The following is a 16,602-nucleotide window of genomic DNA, read 5'->3' on the forward strand; positions in this document are numbered from 1 at the left end:
GGGTTACTCCAGAGTGCGCCGCGTCTTGCGGGCGGTGAGGATGAGCCAGAAACCGGCCAGCAGCAGCAGACAGAAACCGTTGACCAGCAGGATCGAGAAGACGCTGCCCGCCTGATAGAGGGTCTGCAGGGAGCTCGCGAAGTAGCGGGCCGGAATGAGGTGGGTGATGGCCCGAAGCCAAGGCGGCATGCTGGCGATCTCGAACACGAAGCCCGACAGCATCACGGCGGGCAGAAAGGCGGCGATCAGCGCCGCCTGCGCGGCATTGAACTGGCTGCGCATCACGGTGGAGAGGAACAGCCCGAGCCCGAGGGCGCTACCGAGAAAGACGCTGGTGACCAGAAAGAGCAGCAGCAGGGAGCCGCGCCATGGCACGCCCATCACCGCCACCGAGAAGAGCAGGCAGAGCAGCATGGCGATGATGCCAAGGCCATAGTAGGGCAGCAGCTTGGAGAGCAGCAGCTCCCCCTTGGTGACCGGGGTGGCGAGCAGCGCCTCCATGGTGCCGCGCTCCCACTCCCGCGCCACCACCAGCGAGGTGAGCAGGGCGCCTATGATGGTCATCACCACCGCAATGGAGCCCGGCACCAGAAAGTTGCGGCTCACCAGAGCCGGGTTGAACCAGGCGCGGCTCTCTATCGACACCGGCATGGCGACCCCCTCGCCAGCGAGCCACCCCTGCCAGATCCCCTGCACATAGTTGGTGACGAAGTTGGCGGTGTTGGGCTCGGAGCCGTCGGTCAGCAGCAGTGCCTGCGGCGTGCCATTGCCCTGACCGGCCAGCGCGCGGGAGAAGCCGTCATCGATCACCAGCAGGCCGCGGATCTCGCCACGGGCCAGACTGGCGAGCAGGGACTCCTTGCTCGGGCCGCTGTGGATTTCCAGCGCGGTAGAGCCGCGCAGGGCCTGCTCCAGCCGCACCGCCGGGGCGCCGCTATCGGTACGCCAGATGCCGAGGCGCAGATGGTCCACATCGAGATTGATGGCGTAACCCATCACCACCAGCAGCACCACCGGCATGATGAAGGCGATGAGGATGCTGCTCGGATCGCGGACGATTTGCAGCGTCTCCTTGCGGCAGAGGGCCAGCAGTCGCCGACGGTTGATGCTCATGAGTCCTCCTCGCTGGCCCGCTCGACCAGGGTGATAAAGGCCTCTTCCATTGTTGGCAAAGAACAGGTCGGCAAGGAACCGGTTGGCAAAGAGGTCGCCGCCTCTTTGGCGGCCAGCCCCTTGAGATCGTCCGGGGTGCCGAGGGCCAGCAGCTTGCCGCGATAGATGAGGGCGATGCGGTCGCAATACTCCGCCTCGTCCATAAAGTGGGTGGTGACCAGCACGGTGACGCCGTGGTCGGCCAGCGCGTTGATGTGAGACCAGAACTCGCGCCGGGTCACCGGATCGACCCCGGAGGTGGGCTCGTCGAGGAACAGCAGCGGCGGCTCGTGCAGCAGGGCGCAGGCCAGCGATAAGCGCTGGCGCAGGCCGAGGGGCAGGGATTCCGCCTTCTGATCGAGCCAGGGGGCGAGGGCAAAGGCAGTCACCATGGCATCGATCCGCTTCTGCTGGTGGCGGCCGAACAGGCCGTAGATACCGGCGAAGAAGGAGAGGTTCTGGGCCACGGTGAGCTGCTTGTAGAGGGAGAACTTCTGCGCCATGTAGCCGAGGCGCTGGCGCGCCGCCGAGGGGCTGTGGGCCAGATCGATGCCGGTCACCAGCGCCTGTCCCTCGCTCGGGCGCAGCAGGCCGCACTCCATCTTGAAGGTGGTGGACTTGCCCGCCCCGTTGGGGCCGAGCAGGCCGAAGATCTCGCCGCGGCGCACCGCAAAGCTGACGTCATCGGTGGCGGCAAAATCGCCGAACCGCTTGGTGAGGTGGCGCGCCTCGATCACCGCCTCGGGGGAGACCCCCTGCGGCAGTTCGGCTTCCCGCATCCCGGCTGCCAGACTCGACTCCCCGCCGGGGCCGCCGCCGAGCAGGTCGATAAAGGCATCCTCCAGCCGGGGCTGGGCCGGTTGAAAGGCGCCGTTGGCGAGATGCAGCTCCGGGAGCGGTGGGGGCGTCATGCCCGGGTGCAGCAGCAAGCGAACCCGCTCCCCCGCCACCGCACCATCCATCACCGCCGGGTGAGCCAGTGCCCGGCGCAGCAGGGCGCGCCGCTCGCGGCCATCCAGTTGCCCCGCCTCCAGCAGCCAGCAGCGGCTGGCCATGGCTCCCATCAGATCGGCCGGGGTGCCGCTGGTGCGCACCTCGCCATCCGCCATCAGCAGCACGTGGTCGCACAGCTCCGCCTCATCGAGATAGGCGGTACTCCAGAGCACCGTCATCCCCCCCTTGGCCAGCTCGCGCACCATCTGCCAGAGGGCGCGGCGAGAGATGGGATCGACCCCGACCCCCGGTTCGTCGAGCAGCAGCACATCCGGGGTGCCGAGCAGGGCGCAGGCCAGCCCGAGTTTCTGCTTCATCCCGCCAGAGAGCTTGCCTGCCGGCCTTGCGGTGAAGCGGGCGAGATCGGTGAAGGCGAGCAGCCGCGCGAAGGTGGGCGTGCGTTCGGGCTCCAGTACGCCGCGCAAGTCAGCGTAGAGGGTGAGGTTCTCCAGCACGCTGAGATCCTCGTAGAGGCCGAACTGCTGGGGCATGTAGCCGAGGCGCTGACGCAGCAGGTCTCCCTCGCTCACCGGATCCAGCCCCAGCACCCGGATGGTGCCCGCTTCGGGGATCAGCAGACCGGCCAGCAGGCGCAGCAAAGTGCTCTTGCCCGCGCCGTCGGGGCCCACCAGTCCGGTAATGCCACCGGCCGGAATGGTGGCCGAGATGGCGTTGAGGGCGACCCGCTCGCCAAAGCATTTGGTGAGCCCCTCGAGGGAGATGGCGCTGCTCATGGGGCCAGCCTGACGGTGACCGGCATCCCCTGGCGCAGGGCCGGGTCGGGATCCTGCACCACGATGCGCAGCCGGTAGACGAGGTGGGTGCGAAGATCCGGCGTCTCCACCGATTTCGGGGTGAACTCGGCGGTGGGCGAGACAAAACCCACCACCCCGTGATAGGGCTGATCCGGCCGCGAGTCGGTGGTGAGGATCACCCTGGCGCCGCTCGGGAAGTGGCCGAGCCAGGGCTCCTCCACATAGGCGCGCACCCAGACCGGCGCGGTCAGGGAGAGGTTGAAGGCGGTCGCTCCGCTCTGCACCATGCTGCCATTCTCGACGGCGCGGCTGATGATGATGCCATCGCTGGGGGCGGTCAGGCTGGCATCCGCCAGCGCCAGCTCGGCACTGGCGAGCGCCGCTTTGGCCCCTTCCAGCTGGGCATCGGACTGGGCGATTTCCTCCGGGCGGTAGCCGGTTTCGAGCTGGGCGAGCTGTTCGCGTGCCGAGCGTACCTGCGCCTGGGTCTGATCCCGCTGGGAGCGGGCGGTATCGAGCTGACCGCGGGAGATGGCGCCGGTGGCGGCCAATGCGCTCTGGCGGCGCCACTGCTGGTCGGCTTCCAGTGCAGCGGCTTCGGCGGCGGCCAGTGCGGCCCGGGCGCGGTCGGTCTCTTCGCTACGATAGCCTTTGTGGATCAAGGTGTTGGCGGCAGTGAGCGCGGCCAGATTGGCGCGGGCGCTGTCGCGGCTGTGGGTGAGGGGAACTGGATCGAGGCGGGCCAGCAGTTGACCGGCTTTTACCCTATTCCCCTCATCGACCAGCACCTGATCGACGCGGCCGCCGACCCGAAAGGCCAGATTGACGTCGCGAATATCGACGTTGCCGTAGAGGATGGAGCCGTCGGCCGGGCGCCCCTGCCACCAGAGGTAGCCGCCGATAACGGTTAGCAGCAGGGCCACGATTGCAATGCGTTGTTTCATGCTGCTTCTCCTTGAGGATGGCTCTGCAACCAGAGGTCACCACCGAAAACGGCCAGCAGCAGAGCTGCCATAGGGATGATGGCGATGGGTTGTTTCATGCCGTTTCTCCTTCCTTGATGTCGGTGGGGCGCAGGCCGCGCAGGGCCCATACCAGCCGCTGTCTGGCGGCCTCGGGGTTGTCTATCTGGCTGAGAAAGGGGGCGGCCTGTTCGGGCAGCCAGCCGAGCTGGCGACCGCTGCCGGCGATGACCAGCGGCAGGCCGACCGACCCCATGATGAAGATCATCAGCTGGAGCGGGTGGCCCGCGACCAGCGACCCTTCCGCCTGTGCCATCCGTACCTGCTCGATCAGCAGCAGGGGATGACGGCGCGGCAGGCTGAGCAGAAAGCGCTGGGCCGCCCCTTCACCTGCCAGCGCATCGCCAAACAGGTGGTTGATAAAGCCGCGCTGGCGCGCCACCAGCCCGATCAGCGCCTCCATGGTGGCCTCGAACATGGCGATGGCAGAGGGGTAGGAGCCCTTGGCTGCCACCGCCTTGAGCTCGGCATAGAGGGGGGCGTACCAGAGCTCGACCAGCTCGTCGATAAAGGCGTCGCGGTTGCCGAAGTGGTAGACGAAGGAGCCGAGGTTCACCTCTGCCGCCGCCGCCAGTTCGCGCACCGTGAGGCCGCGCAGCCCCTTCTCGGTGGCGATGGCGAGGCCGGTATCGAGCAGTTTCTGACGGGTGGGGTGCATCTGGCTGGTGCTCCTGGTGTATGCATTTTGTACGCAATTATACGACCGTATAAAAAATGCGGAAGCGGGCGACAGGATCTTTTTGCCCGCAATGTGATCCGCCCCGCTCTGAGGGGCCGTGATCCCCGTCCGGCAGGGGGAAGGATCCACCGATTGTGCCCAAGCCACGGGCATGTCGGTGTGATGGGGTGGTGAAAGGCGCTTCTGGGCGCTCGGGCCACAAGGGGCCTGTGATGGAGCCGGGCGCTGCCTGACCCGGATCAGGGGGTGTCGGTGGCCCCGGTGTGATAGGGGGGCCGGGCACAGGTGTCCCGTATCAGGGCGCGCAGCCAGCGGTGGCCCGGATCGGCATCCTGACTGGGGTGCCAGAGCAGGGCGACCCGGATCCCTGGCAGAGCGAAGGGCAGGGGCAGGGTGACCAGATCGCCGAGCAGGCTGGCGCAGTGCAGGTGCGGCACCGTCGCCACCAGATTGCTCTCCCTGACCAGGGCCAGCGCCGTCGCAAACCCGGGAACCAGGGTGGTGATGGTGCGCCGCTTCCCCTGGCCTGCGAGGATCTCGTCGATGAGGCTGTGTGGCTGGCCCCGGCGGGAGACCAGCACGTGGCGGGCGGCGGCATAGCGCGCCACGGTCAGGGTGCCGTCGCAGAGGGGGTGGTCCGGGTGCACCACGGCGACGAAGTGGTCCTGGAACAGGGCCTGGGTGCGCAGCTCGGGGGCCGTGGTGGCGCCGATGACCCCGGTCTCGAAGTCCAGCTCGCCACGGCGCAGGGGGCCGCTCTCCTTGTCGGGTTTGGCCAGAAAGTGCAGCCGCACCCCGGGGGCCTCGACGGCGAGGCGCGCCAGCAGGGCGGGGCCTACCGCCTCCACGAAGCCGTCGCTGGATCGCAGGCGGAAGGTGCGCTCCAGGCTCGCCGGGTCTACTTCCTGCTGGGGGCGCAGCACGGCCCGGGTCTCCTGAACCAGGCGGGCGACCTCATCCCGCAGGATCTGCGCCCGGGGTGTGGGTATCAGGCCGCGTCCCGCCCGCACCAGCAGCGGATCCCCTGTGGTCTCCCGCAGCCTTGCCAGGGCCCGGCTCATGGCGGAAGCACTCAGGCCTAGCCGTCTGGCGGCGCCCGCCACACTGCCCTCTTCCAGCAGGGCATCCAGGGTGATCAGCAGGTTGAAATCCGGGGTCATGGTCGTCTCCTCGCAGGCGGCGCCTGACGGGCCGACCCCTTCATGATACCCGAGTTGCCGTCTCTTCATATGGCGTCTGATGCAGCTATAAGCTGCAATCCGTGCGTCTTCCGCCTTGTCATCCCCCCCGCTAGCCTGAGTGCATCATCACTTTCCGGAGAGACTGCCATGTCCACACCACTTCTTGTTTCCCCTCCCGTGACGCGCCGTCTTGGTCTCGCGGGGCTCGGGCTCGCCACCCTGCTACCTATGCTGGCGGGCAGCATGGCCAACCTGGTGCTGCCTGCCCTGGGGCAGGACTTCGGCGTGCCCTTCGCCAGCCTGCAATGGGTGCTGGTGGCCTACCTGCTTGGGATCACCAGTCTGACGGTGGTGGCGGGTCGGCTCGGCGATCGTCTGGGGCGGCGTCGCGTGCTGCTCTGGGGGACCGGGGTCTTTGCGCTGGCTTCCCTGTTGTGCGCCCTGGCCCCTTCCATTGGCTGGCTCATTGCCGCTCGCACCCTGCAAGGGGCGGGTGCGGCCTGCATGCTGGTGCTCTCGCTGGCCATGGCAGGAGAGCTGGTGCCGCCAGCCCGACGGGGCTGGAGCATGGGATTGCTCGGCACCCTGTCGGCCTGCGGCACGGCGCTCGGCCCCTCCTTTGGCGGCCTGTTGATCGGCGGATTTGGCTGGCAGGCTCCCTTCCTGCTGCTGCTCCCCCTGACGTTGCTGGCGCTGGGGTGTGCCTGGCGGGATCTGCCCCGGGATGAGGCGGGCTCTGCCGAGGGAGGTCTCCCGCTCACCAGTCTGTTGCTGCTGGTGACGGCGCTGCTCTGCTACGGGCTGGCACTGACCCGGGGCAGCCCGCTCGGGGCCTGGCCGGGGATAGGGGCGCTCGTCGCCATGGTGCTCTTCGTGCGTGCCGACTCGGGCGCCCGTCGCCCCCTGCTGCCCCTGGCGCTGCTGGGGGCGTCCAGGCGAAGAGGCGGGATCATCGCCAGTGCGCTGGTGGCCAGCGTCATGGTGGCGACGCTGCTGATCGGTCCTTTCTACCTGCACGGTGCCTTTGCCCTCGACATGGGGACGGTGGGGCTGATGATCTCCATGGGCCCCCTGCTGGCGGCGCTGTCCGGCATGCCCGCCGGCTGGCTGGTGGACAGGGTGGGGGCGACCCTTGTGGTGCGCCTCGGCCTGGGACTCATGGTGGTGGCCGCCGTCTTGCTGGCCTTGCTGGACAGGGCGCTCGGGCCCCTCGGCTACCTGCTGCCCATCCTGCTGCTCACCGCCGGTTATGCCCTGTTCCAGACCGCCAACAACAGCGCCGTGGTGGGGGAGGCGGAGGGGGCGAGCCGTGGCGCCGTGGCCGGGCTGCTGACCCTGTCGCGCAACCTGGGCCAGCTGACGGGGGCGGCGGGGCTGGGGGGCCTGTTCGCCGCCCTGGCGGGGCGGCCCGATCTCGCCCTCGCGACGGCGGACGAGCTGGCGTTTGCCACCCGGGCCACCTTCGCCCTGACAGCCTTGCTGCTGATGAGTGCGCTCTGGCTGGCGGGAAGGGAGGAGCGTGCCGTGCAGGGTGATGTGGCCCGGGACGGCTGCGAGTCGGGAGAACGCTGAAAACGAAGACGCCTCCACAGGGGAGGCGTCTTGTTATGGGATTGAGCAGGATAGTAAACCGCTCAGCTCCTCGTTATCGATCAACCTGTTACAGAATGAAGCGGCTCAGATCCTCGTCTTCAATCAGCTTGCCGAGGTGGGCGTTGACGTAGTCGGTGTCGATGACGAAGGTCTCGCCGGACTTCTCGGAAGCGTCGTAGGAGATGTCTTCCATCAGCCGCTCCATCACGGTGTGCAGACGACGGGCACCGATGTTCTCGGTGCGCTCGTTGACCTGCCAGGCGGCTTCGGCCAGACGGCGGATGCCATCCTGGGTGAACTCGATGTTGACCCCTTCGGTGGCCATCAGCGCCTTGTACTGATCGGTCAGGGAGGCGTTCGGCTCGGTCAGGATGCGCTCGAAGTCTTCGGTGGTCAGGGCGGTCAGCTCGACCCGGATCGGCAGACGGCCCTGCAGCTCGGGGATGAGGTCAGACGGCTTGGCGATCTGGAAGGCGCCGGAGGCGACAAACAGGATGTGATCGGTCTTGACCATGCCGTGCTTGGTGTTGACGGTGCAGCCCTCGACCAGCGGCAGCAGGTCGCGCTGAACCCCTTCACGGGAAACGTCCGGGCCCGAGCTCTCGCCGCGCTTGCAGATCTTGTCGATCTCGTCGAGGAAGACGATGCCGTTGTTCTCGACGGAGGCGATGGCCTTCTGCTTCAGCTCTTCCGGGTTGACCAGGCGGGCCGCTTCCTCTTCGATCAGCGCCTTCATGGCCTCTTTGACCTTGATCTTGCGCTTCTTCTTCTGATTCTGGCCCAGGTTCTGGAACAGCCCCTGCAGCTGGTTGGCCATCTCTTCCATGCCCGGCGGGGTCATGATTTCGACACCCATGGGGGAGGCGGCCAGATCCAGCTCGATCTCCTTGTCATCCAGCTGACCTTCCCGCAGTTTCTTGCGGAAAATCTGGCGGGTGTTGGAGTTGTCGGCTTTCTCTTCCTCACCCCAGCTGTTGCGCGGGTTGGGCAGCAGGGCGTCGAGGATGCGCTCTTCGGCGGCTTCCTCGGCGCGGTATTTCATCTTCTCCATCTCGGTCTCGCGCACCAGCTTGATGGCGACATCGGTCAGATCGCGGATGATGCTGTCCACTTCCTTGCCCACATAGCCCACTTCGGTGAACTTGGTCGCTTCCACCTTGATGAAGGGGGCGTTGGCCAGCTTGGCCAGGCGACGGGCGATCTCGGTCTTGCCGACGCCGGTCGGGCCGATCATCAGGATGTTCTTCGGGGTCACCTCGTGGCGCATCTCCTCGGAGAGCTGCATCCGGCGCCAGCGGTTGCGCAGGGCGACGGCGACCGCGCGCTTGGCGTCGGCCTGACCAATGATGTGTCTGTCCAGCTCGTGGACGATTTCTCTCGGGGTCATCTCGGACATGATGGCGTTCCTGTATCCGGGGCGGGCAGGGCCCACCCCTTGGAAAATGGGGTTTGGCTGGCGGCCTTATTTGGCGGCCCTATTTCGCCGACTTATTTAGCTGAATAATCCAGCACTTCGATGGTGTGGTTGCCGTTGGTGAACACACAGATGTCGCCCGCAATCTTGAGGGACTTCTCGACAATGCTCTTGGCGTCGAGCTCGGTGTTCTCCAGCAGGGCGATGGCGGCGGATTGGGCAAAGTTGCCGCCGCTGCCGATGGCGATGAGATCGTGCTCCGGCTGCACCACGTCACCGTTGCCGGTGATGATGAAGGATTTGTGCTCGTCGGCGACGGCCAGCAGCGCTTCGAGGCGGCGCAGGGCGCGATCGGTGCGCCAGTCCTTGGCCAGCGCCACGGCGGCGCGCTCCAGGTTGCCCTGATGGGCCTGCAGTTTGGCTTCGAAGCGCTCGAGCAGGGTGAAGGCGTCGGCGGTGCCGCCGGCGAAACCAGCCAGTACTTTGCCGTTGTAGAGGCGATGAACCTTGCGGGCGTTGCCCTTCATGACGGTGTTGCCAAGAGAAACCTGGCCATCGCCACCGATGACGACCTGACCGTTGCGGCGAACTGAAACTATGGTAGTCACTTTACTTACCTCGCTTGAGCCGAATGACGGCCTGACTGTGCATGGAGGAAAAGATGGGGATGGCAAAACGGCTTTTCAAGCCTGTGCCGAGCACGGATCGCGGGGGAGGGATCGGGTGGGCGCGGGATGGCGCCAAAAGAAACAGGGCCGGGTGTTGCCACCCGGCCCTGTGCATGGACGCGGCGATCACCCCTTCTTGGGGATGCAGCCGCTGATGCCCGAGCCCTGCAGCTTGCGGTTGGCCGCATCGGCCGCCGCCTTGCCGTTGAAGGGGCCCACCATCACCTTGTAGACGGCGCCACCGGCCCCGTTGACCACCTGCAGACTGGAGGATAGCCCGGCGGTGAAGGCGATGCGCGCCTTGAGGGATTCCGCGGAATCCTGGGAGCGCAGGGCGGCACACTGCATCATGTAGCGACCGCCGTCGGCGGCTGCGGTCTGTGCAGTCTGGGTCGCCGCCTTGGCCCTGGCAGCCTCGGCACGCTCCCGCTCCAGTTCGGCGCGGATCTCCCGTTCCATCCGCTCACGCTCGGCCTTCTGGTCGATCACCTGCTCCCGGGCGCTGGCGACCGGGGCGCCGGTGGTCGGCTTGGCCGGTTGCACCGGTTGCGGCTGATAGGGCTTCACCTGACCGATGGGGGTCCCCGGCTGGGGAATGTCAGTCGCGACCGGCTTGGGCAGTGCCTCCGGTTGCAGGGTCATGGTCTCGGCGGGCGGGGGCGGCAGCACGCCCGGCTGGGGCGGCGGCTCTATGATGTCCACCTGCTTGTTCTCCAGCCGCTCGATGTAGCTCCACTTCTCCTGGGGCAGGGTATTGCCCTGTGCCTTGGGTTTGTTGGCCTTCACCTGCTCTTCGATGGTGGGGGCATCGGCGCCCTTGCCGTTGATGAGGTAGAGGAAGGCGCCGAAACCGACGACCAGGGCCCCGGCCAGCAGTGCCGGGATAACAGGAAAGCGGCGAGGGGCCGCTTTCTTGATGTTACGGCCACCCGCCCGTCGTCTCGGGCTGTTGCCGACGTAATCCCGGGTCGCCATCTATTACATGCGCTCCAGGGTGTGGATGCCCAGCACGCCCAGGCCCAGCTTGAGCACCTTGGCGGTGGCGGCGCACAGCAGCAGACGGCTCTGGCGGGTCGCTTCGTCCACGCCGTCCTTGTTGATCGGGCAGGCTTCGTAGAAGGTCATGAAGTTGCCGGAGAGCTCGTACAGATAGGTACAGAGCAGGTGCGGCATCCCCTTGTCCGCCACGCCGTTGACCGCGTCGGAGAACTGGATCAGCTTCTGGGCCAGGGTCTCTTCGGCGTCTTCGCTCAGGACCACCTTGCCGCTCAGGGTATCGGCATCGACGCCGGCCTTGCGGAAGATGGACTGGATACGGGTGTAGGCGTATTGCAGGTAGGGGGCGGTGTTGCCTTCAAAGGAGAGCATCAGATCCCAGTCGAAGATGTAGTCGGTGGTGCGGTTCTTGGAGAGATCCGCATACTTGACCGCGCCCATGGCGATGGCGTGCACCACCTGGGCCTTCTCTTCGGCAGAGAGGTCGCTGTTGCGGCTCTCCAGCAGGGCGCTGGCGCGCTCTTCCGCTTCGTTCAGCAGGTCGACCAGCTTGACGGTGCCGCCGGAGCGGGTCTTGTAGGGACGGCCGTCCTTGCCCAGCATCATGCCGAAGGCGTGGTGCTCGAGGGGCACGGATTCCGGCACATAGCCCGCCTTGCGGGTGATGGTCCAGGCCTGCATCAGGTGCTGGTGCTGACGGGAGTCGATGAAGTACATGACCCGGTCGGCGCCCAGGTTTTCGTAACGGTATTTGGCGCAGGCGATGTCGGTGGTGGTGTAGAGGAAACCGCCGTCGCTCTTCTGGATGATGACGCCCATGGGCTCGCCATCCTTGTTTTTGAACTCGTCCAGGAAGACCACGGTGGCCCCTTCGCTCTCGACTGCCAGCCCCTTGGCTTTCAGGTCGGCAACGATCTGCGGCAGCATGTCGTTGTACATGGACTCGCCCATGATGTCCTTGTTGGACAGGGAGATGTTCAGACGGTCGTAGTTGCGCTGGTTCTGCTCCATGGTCATGTCGACCAGCTTCTTCCACATGGTGCGGCAGTACTCATCGCCACCTTGCAGTTTCACCACGTAGTTGCGGGCGCGCTCGGCGAAGGCTTCGTCTTCGTCGTAGTGACGCTTGGCCTGGGTGTAGAAGGCTTCCAGGTCCTTGAGCTCCATGTCGGAGGCGTGCTCGTTGGCCATCTTCTCCAGATAGGCGATCAGCATGCCGAACTGGGTGCCCCAGTCGCCGATGTGGTTGGCACGCACCACCCTGTGGCCCAGGAATTCGAGGGCGCGGGCGGCCACGTCACCGAGCACGGTGGAGCGGATGTGGTGCACCGCCATCTCCTTGGCCACGTTGGGGGCGGAGTAGTCCACCACCACGGTCTGCGGCGCCGGCAGCTTCACGTTGGCGTTGTCGGAGGTCACCATGGCTTCCACCTGACCGGCCAGCCAGCTCGGGTCGAAGAAGAAGTTGATGAAGCCGGGGCCGGCGATCTCGACCTTGGCGATCAGATCGGAGGCAGGCAGGTGCTCGATGATGGCAGCGGCCAGCTCGCGGGGATTCTTGCGGGACGGTTTGGCCAGCAGCATGGCCAGGTTGGTGGCCAGGTCGCCGTGAGCCTTCTCCTTGCATCGGTCTACTTGCACCCGGGCTTCCAGGTCGGCGGGCAGGACGCCTGCGGACTTGAGATTGGCTACCGTTTGTTCAAGTAGATGATGAATATGCTCTTTCATAACTGACCACCGAGGTTGCGCGTCGAAAAGTGACTGACTGGATAAGGGCGTGAATTTTACCCGCATCGGGCCGAGAAAACTATAGGAACGGCCCGCACCCGTGGGCGTGGCGGATATTTCACTGCGTTTTCCACCACATTGCAGGATATTGATTTGGGTAAGTGGTGGTTATCCATTTCTACTGCATAACGAAACGGCTTGTCCAGGCTATTTCCCCCTGATTATGACAGGGTTATTTATACCGATTCGATCTGAATGATCCCGCTTCCCGTGGCGGTCGTATCCTTTGAGGAAGCCGTTGGAGGATGATTCCCATGACACTGGTACTGTTTCCACTCTCCGCTCACCTGCTGCCGGGCGGCATCATGCCGCTGCGCATCTTCGAGCCCAGATACCAGCGCATGATCGCCGAGTCCCGGGAGCGGGAGTTCGCGCTCTGCATGCTGGACCCCCGCCAGCCCGACGCGCTGCGCAACATGTACCCCATCGCCACCCGGGTGCGCATCATCGATTTCGATCTGCTGCCCGATGGTTTGCTCGGCATCACGGTGCTCGGGGTGGAGCGGGTGCGTATCACGGATCTCTGGCAGGAAGAGGACGGTCTGCGGGTCGGCGAGGTGGAGCCCCTGCCCCCCTGGCAGAGCGGCAGGCTCCAGGCGGATCAGCACTCCCTGGCCAAGGCGTTGCAGGATGTGTTCAACGACTATCCGGAGTACGCGGCACTCTATCCGGAGCCGGACTGGGAGGATGCGAGCTGGGTCGCCCAGCGCTGGCTGGAGGTGCTGCCCATCCCGGTGGAGCAAAAACAGTGGCTGGTGGCGGCCAAGGACAACCAGCCCACCCTCTCCCTGCTGAGCGGTCTGCTGGTCGCGAGCCATTGAATTCCCCTTCCCGGTGATCCTTTTTCCTCGCTCACCGTATTGGGGGTGAACACCACACGCGAGGGATGGCGCAATGGCATATACTGGCCAACCACAATCGGCTCCACGCAGGACATCGCCCCCCATGGACAACCCAGACGGCGACCTCACATCTTTGCTGGTCCGGGTGGCCGAGCGTGCCGACAAGGCTGCCTTCGCCACCCTGTTCCACCACTTCGCGCCGCGCATCCGCAGCTACGGGCTGCGCCACCTCGGCAGCGAAGCCAACGCCATGGAACTGGTGCAGGAGACCATGTTGCTGGTCTGGCAGAAGGCACGGCTCTATCACCCCGACAAGGGTGCCGCCACCACCTGGATCTACACAGTGATGCGCAACCAGAGCTTTGACATGCTGCGCCGCCGCCGCGCCAGCAAGGAGGAGCTCTGCGCCGAGGAGATCTGGCCGTTGCTGGAGTTCCGGGCCGAAGAGGAGCACCTGAGCGGCGGTGAAGACGCGGTGCTGACCCGCCAGATGGCCCACTATGTCGCCACGCTGCCGGAGCCGCAGCAGCAGGTGGTGCGCGGCATCTACCTGCAGGAGCTCTCCCAGCAGGAGCTGGCCGACCGGCTCGGCGTGCCCCTTGGCACCATCAAGTCCCGGCTGCGGCTGGCACTACAGAAACTGAAGGAACAAGTGGAGCAAGGCCATGATTAAGACCCATCCGACTGAACCCATGCTGCGCGCCTTCGCCGCCGACGAGCTGCCCCTGCCGCTGGCCGTCGGTGTCTCCGCCCATTGCGAGTTCTGCCCCGAGTGCGCCGCCCGGGTGAAGGAATTTGAAGAGGCGCTGGCGTGCCAGCATCTCGCCCCTGACGCGCCGGACGAGGCACTGCCCGCCGGATTCGATGCCATGCTGGCGGGCATACTGCAACAGCCGGTGGCGACGGAGGCGGCGCTCGCCCTTCCCGAGAGCCCGAGGCCAGAGCTCAGGGTGGCGGGTCACAGTTACCGGCTGCCGCGGGCATTGGCACGGCATCATGCCCCCAGGTGGCGTCATCTCGGGGCCATCCGTCAGGTCAGCCTGCCCCTGGACGAGATGGGGGCGCGGGCCAACCTGCTCCACATCGAGGCGGGGGGGCGGATCCCCGAGCACACCCACAAGGGATATGAGCTGACCCTGCTGCTGGCGGGCACCATCGAGGATGGCGACACCCGCTATCAGGCGGGGGATTTCATCTGGCGTGACGCCAGCCACGCCCACAGTCCCCGTACCCCGGACGGCTGCCTCTGTTACACGGTGCAGGATGCCCCCGTGCAGTTCACCAAGGGGCTGTCACGGCTGCTCAACGGCATCAGCCAGCACCTCTATTGAGTTGGGTCACGGCTGCTCGGCGATAGCGGGCTGCCGCGCGACTGAGGCGGTATCACGGCATGAAAAAAGGGACCCTCGGGTCCCTTTTGTGTTGCTTGGCGGCGAAGCCCATCAGGCCACGAAGACCAGGTAGACGACGAAGGCCAGCAGGAAGCGGTAGATGGCGAACGGGATGAAGTCGAGACGACGGATCAGCGCCAGGAAGGTCTTGATGGCGACCATGGCCACCACGAAGGCGGTGACGAAGCCCACCGCAAACATGGGGAAGTCCGCCATGGAGAGGAAGTCGCGGCTCTTGTAGAGATCCAGGCCGCTGGCCGCGATCATCATGGGTACCGCCATGATGAAGGAGAATTCCGCTGCCGCGTGGCGGCTGATGCCCATCAGCATGCCGCCGCTGATGGTGGCGCCGGAGCGGGAGAAACCGGGCCAGAGTGCCAGGCACTGGAACAGGCCGATGCCGAAGGCCTGCTTGTAGCTGATGTCGTCCAGGGTCTCCGCAGTCACGGTGGGGCGGAACTTTTCGGCGATGATGAGCAGGATGCCACCGGCCACCAGGGCATACATCACGGTTTCCGGCCCGAACAGATTGGCCTTGATCCAGCTGTGGATGGCCAGCCCGACGACCACGGCGGGCAGCATGCCGAGGATGACGTGCACCAGGGAGAGGGTCGCGTGGCCCGGGGCCGGTTTCTGACCGAAGTGAATGCCGATGAGTCCGAACAGGCGGCGCCAGAACATGACGACCACTGCCAGGATGGAGCCGAGCTGGATCACCACCTCGAAGGTGGCGGCCTTGGGTCCTTCAAACCCGAGGAGGTGGCCGACGATGATCATGTGGCCGGTGGAGGAGACGGGGAGGAACTCGGTCAGGCCTTCCACTATGCCCAGCACAAAGGCAACGAACAGGGCGTAGGATTCGGTCATGGTGCAGATCTCTTGGTTATGGGGTCTGGATAAAATCAACCCCGAACGGGTCGGGGCGGCCAATGATGGCGGAAAATCACGCGGGCAACCAGTGAATATTGGGGATTTCAGCGCCCTGTTCCGGCCGGGAAAGGGCGCTGGCGGACCATGCAGGGCGCGGCTTGCAGCATGTTGTCAGAAGCCATGACTGCCCCGTCACGTTCTGACAGGTCAGTCACGCCAGATGTCCTCGGTTTTATGATCTTTTTGTGCTGTCAGGACAATATTGACAGGATTTTCTGTTGAAGATCATCGTCCAGGGGGGGCTGCCCCAGGGCGTCGACGGCGCTCGTTATCTGTTGGGGATGGCTGGCGCCGATCAGGGCGCAGCTCACCACGGGGTCGCGCAGCACCCATTGCAGTGCGAGTTGCGACAGGGACTGACCCCGTTGCAGGGCCAGTGCATGCAGGGCGCGGACGGTGGCGAGCTTCTCCTCGGTGATCTGGTCCGCCGTGAGGAAGGGGCTGGCACTGGCGGCACGGGAATCCGCGGGAATGCCCGCCAGGTAGCGATCGCTCAGCAGCCCCCCCGCCAGGGGCGAGAAGGCGACCACCCCCATGCCGTGCTCCCGGCAGGCCGGCAGGGTGTCGGGCTCAACATCGCGCTGGAACAGGGAGTATTTGAGCTGGTTGACCAGGCAGGGGGTGCCGAGCTCCGCCAGCCGGGTGGCAGCCTTGGCCGCGAGCGGGGCCGGGTAGTTGGAGAGGCCGATGTAGAGCGCCTTGCCCTGGCGCACCATCAGGGCCAGGGCCTGGCAGGTCTCCTCGAGCGGGGTGCGGGGATCCGGCCTGTGGTGATAGAAGATGTCCACGTAGTCGAGGCCCAGACGGCGCAGGCTCTGGTGCAGGCTGGCGAAGAGGTACTTGGCGCTGCCGCCATCGCCGTAGGGGCCGTCCCACATCACGTAGCCCGCCTTGCTGGCGATGATGAGTTCGTCCCGATAGGGAGCCAGGCTCCTCTTGAGCAGCGTGCCGAAGGTCAGTTCGGCAGATCCCGGCGGCGGCCCGTAGTTGTTGGCGAGATCGAAGTGGGTGATCCCCAGATCGAACGCCTGGTGCACCATGGCCTTCGCGGTGGCGGGATCGCTCCCGGCGCCGAAGTTGTGCCACAGACCCAGACCGATGCCGGGCAGGCGCAGGCCGTGGTGGCCCGCCGGTCGGTAGGACTGGCGCTGGTAGCGGTCGGGGGCGGCGAGGTAGTTGTCATCCATCACGGTGCGGT

At 65.8% G+C, this 16,602-nt stretch carries 15 protein-coding genes; 4 read left to right on the forward strand and 11 right to left on the reverse strand.

Annotated features, from left to right (window positions below; translation table 11 throughout):
• Positions 1 to 3 precede the first annotated feature (3 nt).
• From AB5Y53_RS12200 to AB5Y53_RS12220, 5 genes are all read right to left on the reverse strand, one after another.
• Positions 4 to 1,113, reverse strand: coding sequence for an ABC transporter permease (locus AB5Y53_RS12200; protein ID WP_368182151.1), 1,110 nt, complete (start codon positions 1,111 to 1,113; stop codon positions 4 to 6).
• Positions 1,110 to 2,879: an ATP-binding cassette domain-containing protein gene (locus AB5Y53_RS12205; protein ID WP_368182152.1), complete on the reverse strand. Its 1,770-nt coding sequence runs from the start codon at positions 2,877 to 2,879 to the stop codon at positions 1,110 to 1,112. Before AB5Y53_RS12205 ends, AB5Y53_RS12200 begins: the two co-directional genes overlap by 4 nt.
• Complete coding sequence (gene hlyD / locus AB5Y53_RS12210; protein ID WP_368182153.1) at positions 2,876 to 3,844, reverse strand: secretion protein HlyD; 969 nt, start codon at positions 3,842 to 3,844, stop codon at positions 2,876 to 2,878. The genes AB5Y53_RS12205 and hlyD overlap by 4 nt, the downstream gene beginning before the upstream one ends.
• A gap of 94 nt (positions 3,845 to 3,938) precedes the next feature.
• Positions 3,939 to 4,580: a TetR/AcrR family transcriptional regulator gene (locus AB5Y53_RS12215; RefSeq protein ID WP_368182154.1), complete on the reverse strand. Its 642-nt coding sequence runs from the start codon at positions 4,578 to 4,580 to the stop codon at positions 3,939 to 3,941.
• 260 nt (positions 4,581 to 4,840) lie between these two features.
• Positions 4,841 to 5,761 (reverse strand): LysR family transcriptional regulator, encoded by a 921-nt coding sequence (locus AB5Y53_RS12220; protein ID WP_113069169.1) that lies wholly within the window; start codon positions 5,759 to 5,761, stop codon positions 4,841 to 4,843.
• 168 nt (positions 5,762 to 5,929) lie between these two features.
• Here AB5Y53_RS12220 and AB5Y53_RS12225 point away from each other — a divergent pair, with 168 nt between their 5' ends.
• Positions 5,930 to 7,354 (forward strand): MFS transporter, encoded by a 1,425-nt coding sequence (locus tag AB5Y53_RS12225; RefSeq protein ID WP_368182155.1) that lies wholly within the window; start codon positions 5,930 to 5,932, stop codon positions 7,352 to 7,354.
• Positions 7,355 to 7,442: 88 nt separating this feature from the next.
• On the opposite strand, the gene hslU is transcribed toward AB5Y53_RS12225, so the two are convergent.
• The 4 genes from hslU to argS form a co-directional block, all read right to left on the reverse strand.
• Positions 7,443 to 8,771 carry an HslU--HslV peptidase ATPase subunit gene (hslU, locus tag AB5Y53_RS12230; protein ID WP_069652381.1) on the reverse strand — a complete coding sequence of 443 codons (1,329 nt, stop codon included), beginning with the start codon at positions 8,769 to 8,771 and terminating at the stop codon, positions 7,443 to 7,445.
• A gap of 92 nt (positions 8,772 to 8,863) precedes the next feature.
• Positions 8,864 to 9,397 (reverse strand): ATP-dependent protease subunit HslV, encoded by a 534-nt coding sequence (gene hslV, locus AB5Y53_RS12235; protein ID WP_005306539.1) that lies wholly within the window; start codon positions 9,395 to 9,397, stop codon positions 8,864 to 8,866.
• Between the two features lie 186 nt (positions 9,398 to 9,583).
• Positions 9,584 to 10,432, reverse strand: a complete 849-nt coding sequence (locus AB5Y53_RS12240) for an SPOR domain-containing protein (protein ID WP_368182156.1) — start codon at positions 10,430 to 10,432, stop codon at positions 9,584 to 9,586.
• 3 nt (positions 10,433 to 10,435) lie between these two features.
• Complete coding sequence (gene argS, locus AB5Y53_RS12245; RefSeq protein WP_368182158.1) at positions 10,436 to 12,181, reverse strand: arginine--tRNA ligase; 1,746 nt, start codon at positions 12,179 to 12,181, stop codon at positions 10,436 to 10,438.
• Positions 12,182 to 12,495: 314 nt separating this feature from the next.
• On the opposite strand from argS, the gene AB5Y53_RS12250 reads away from it, so the two are divergent.
• The 3 genes from AB5Y53_RS12250 (at position 12,496) to AB5Y53_RS12260 (ending at position 14,414) form a co-directional block, all read left to right on the forward strand.
• Positions 12,496 to 13,062, forward strand: a complete 567-nt coding sequence (locus tag AB5Y53_RS12250) for an LON peptidase substrate-binding domain-containing protein (protein WP_010676027.1) — start codon at positions 12,496 to 12,498, stop codon at positions 13,060 to 13,062.
• A 124-nt stretch (positions 13,063 to 13,186) separates the two neighbouring features.
• Positions 13,187 to 13,756, forward strand: a complete 570-nt coding sequence (locus AB5Y53_RS12255) for a sigma-70 family RNA polymerase sigma factor (RefSeq protein ID WP_010676026.1) — start codon at positions 13,187 to 13,189, stop codon at positions 13,754 to 13,756.
• Positions 13,749 to 14,414: a ChrR family anti-sigma-E factor gene (locus tag AB5Y53_RS12260; RefSeq protein ID WP_010676025.1), complete on the forward strand. Its 666-nt coding sequence runs from the start codon at positions 13,749 to 13,751 to the stop codon at positions 14,412 to 14,414. Before AB5Y53_RS12255 ends, AB5Y53_RS12260 begins: the two co-directional genes overlap by 8 nt.
• A 111-nt stretch (positions 14,415 to 14,525) precedes the next feature.
• On the opposite strand, the gene bacA is transcribed toward AB5Y53_RS12260, so the two are convergent.
• On the reverse strand, positions 14,526 to 15,341 hold the full coding sequence (bacA, locus tag AB5Y53_RS12265) for an undecaprenyl-diphosphate phosphatase (protein ID WP_368182159.1): 816 nt from the start codon (positions 15,339 to 15,341) through the stop codon (positions 14,526 to 14,528).
• A gap of 254 nt (positions 15,342 to 15,595) precedes the next feature.
• On the reverse strand, positions 15,596 to 16,591 hold the full coding sequence (locus tag AB5Y53_RS12270) for an aldo/keto reductase (protein ID WP_368182160.1): 996 nt from the start codon (positions 16,589 to 16,591) through the stop codon (positions 15,596 to 15,598).
• Positions 16,592 to 16,602 lie beyond the last annotated feature (11 nt).

The sequence above is a fragment of the Aeromonas sp. R7-5 genome (genome assembly GCF_040908015.1).
Taxonomy (GTDB): Bacteria; Pseudomonadota; Gammaproteobacteria; order Enterobacterales; family Aeromonadaceae; genus Aeromonas; species Aeromonas caviae.

Bases quoted from the DNA above. Each gene is read 5' to 3' on its own strand.
- AB5Y53_RS12200 (WP_368182151.1), bottom strand. From the start codon at position 1,113: ATGAGCATCAACCGTCGGCGACTGCTGGCCCTCTGCCGCAAGGAGACG.
- AB5Y53_RS12205 (WP_368182152.1), bottom strand. From the start codon at position 2,879: ATGAGCAGCGCCATCTCCCTCGAGGGGCTCACCAAATGCTTTGGCGAG.
- hlyD (WP_368182153.1), bottom strand. From the start codon at position 3,844: ATGAAACAACGCATTGCAATCGTGGCCCTGCTGCTAACCGTTATCGGC.
- AB5Y53_RS12215 (WP_368182154.1), bottom strand. From the start codon at position 4,580: ATGCACCCCACCCGTCAGAAACTGCTCGATACCGGCCTCGCCATCGCC.
- AB5Y53_RS12220 (WP_113069169.1), bottom strand. From the start codon at position 5,761: ATGACCCCGGATTTCAACCTGCTGATCACCCTGGATGCCCTGCTGGAA.
- AB5Y53_RS12225 (WP_368182155.1), top strand. From the start codon at position 5,930: ATGTCCACACCACTTCTTGTTTCCCCTCCCGTGACGCGCCGTCTTGGT.
- hslU (WP_069652381.1), bottom strand. From the start codon at position 8,771: ATGTCCGAGATGACCCCGAGAGAAATCGTCCACGAGCTGGACAGACAC.
- AB5Y53_RS12240 (WP_368182156.1), bottom strand. From the start codon at position 10,432: ATGGCGACCCGGGATTACGTCGGCAACAGCCCGAGACGACGGGCGGGT.
- argS (WP_368182158.1), bottom strand. From the start codon at position 12,181: ATGAAAGAGCATATTCATCATCTACTTGAACAAACGGTAGCCAATCTC.
- AB5Y53_RS12250 (WP_010676027.1), top strand. From the start codon at position 12,496: ATGACACTGGTACTGTTTCCACTCTCCGCTCACCTGCTGCCGGGCGGC.
- AB5Y53_RS12255 (WP_010676026.1), top strand. From the start codon at position 13,187: ATGGACAACCCAGACGGCGACCTCACATCTTTGCTGGTCCGGGTGGCC.
- AB5Y53_RS12260 (WP_010676025.1), top strand. From the start codon at position 13,749: ATGATTAAGACCCATCCGACTGAACCCATGCTGCGCGCCTTCGCCGCC.
- bacA (WP_368182159.1), bottom strand. From the start codon at position 15,341: ATGACCGAATCCTACGCCCTGTTCGTTGCCTTTGTGCTGGGCATAGTG.
- AB5Y53_RS12270 (WP_368182160.1), bottom strand. From the start codon at position 16,591: ATGGATGACAACTACCTCGCCGCCCCCGACCGCTACCAGCGCCAGTCC.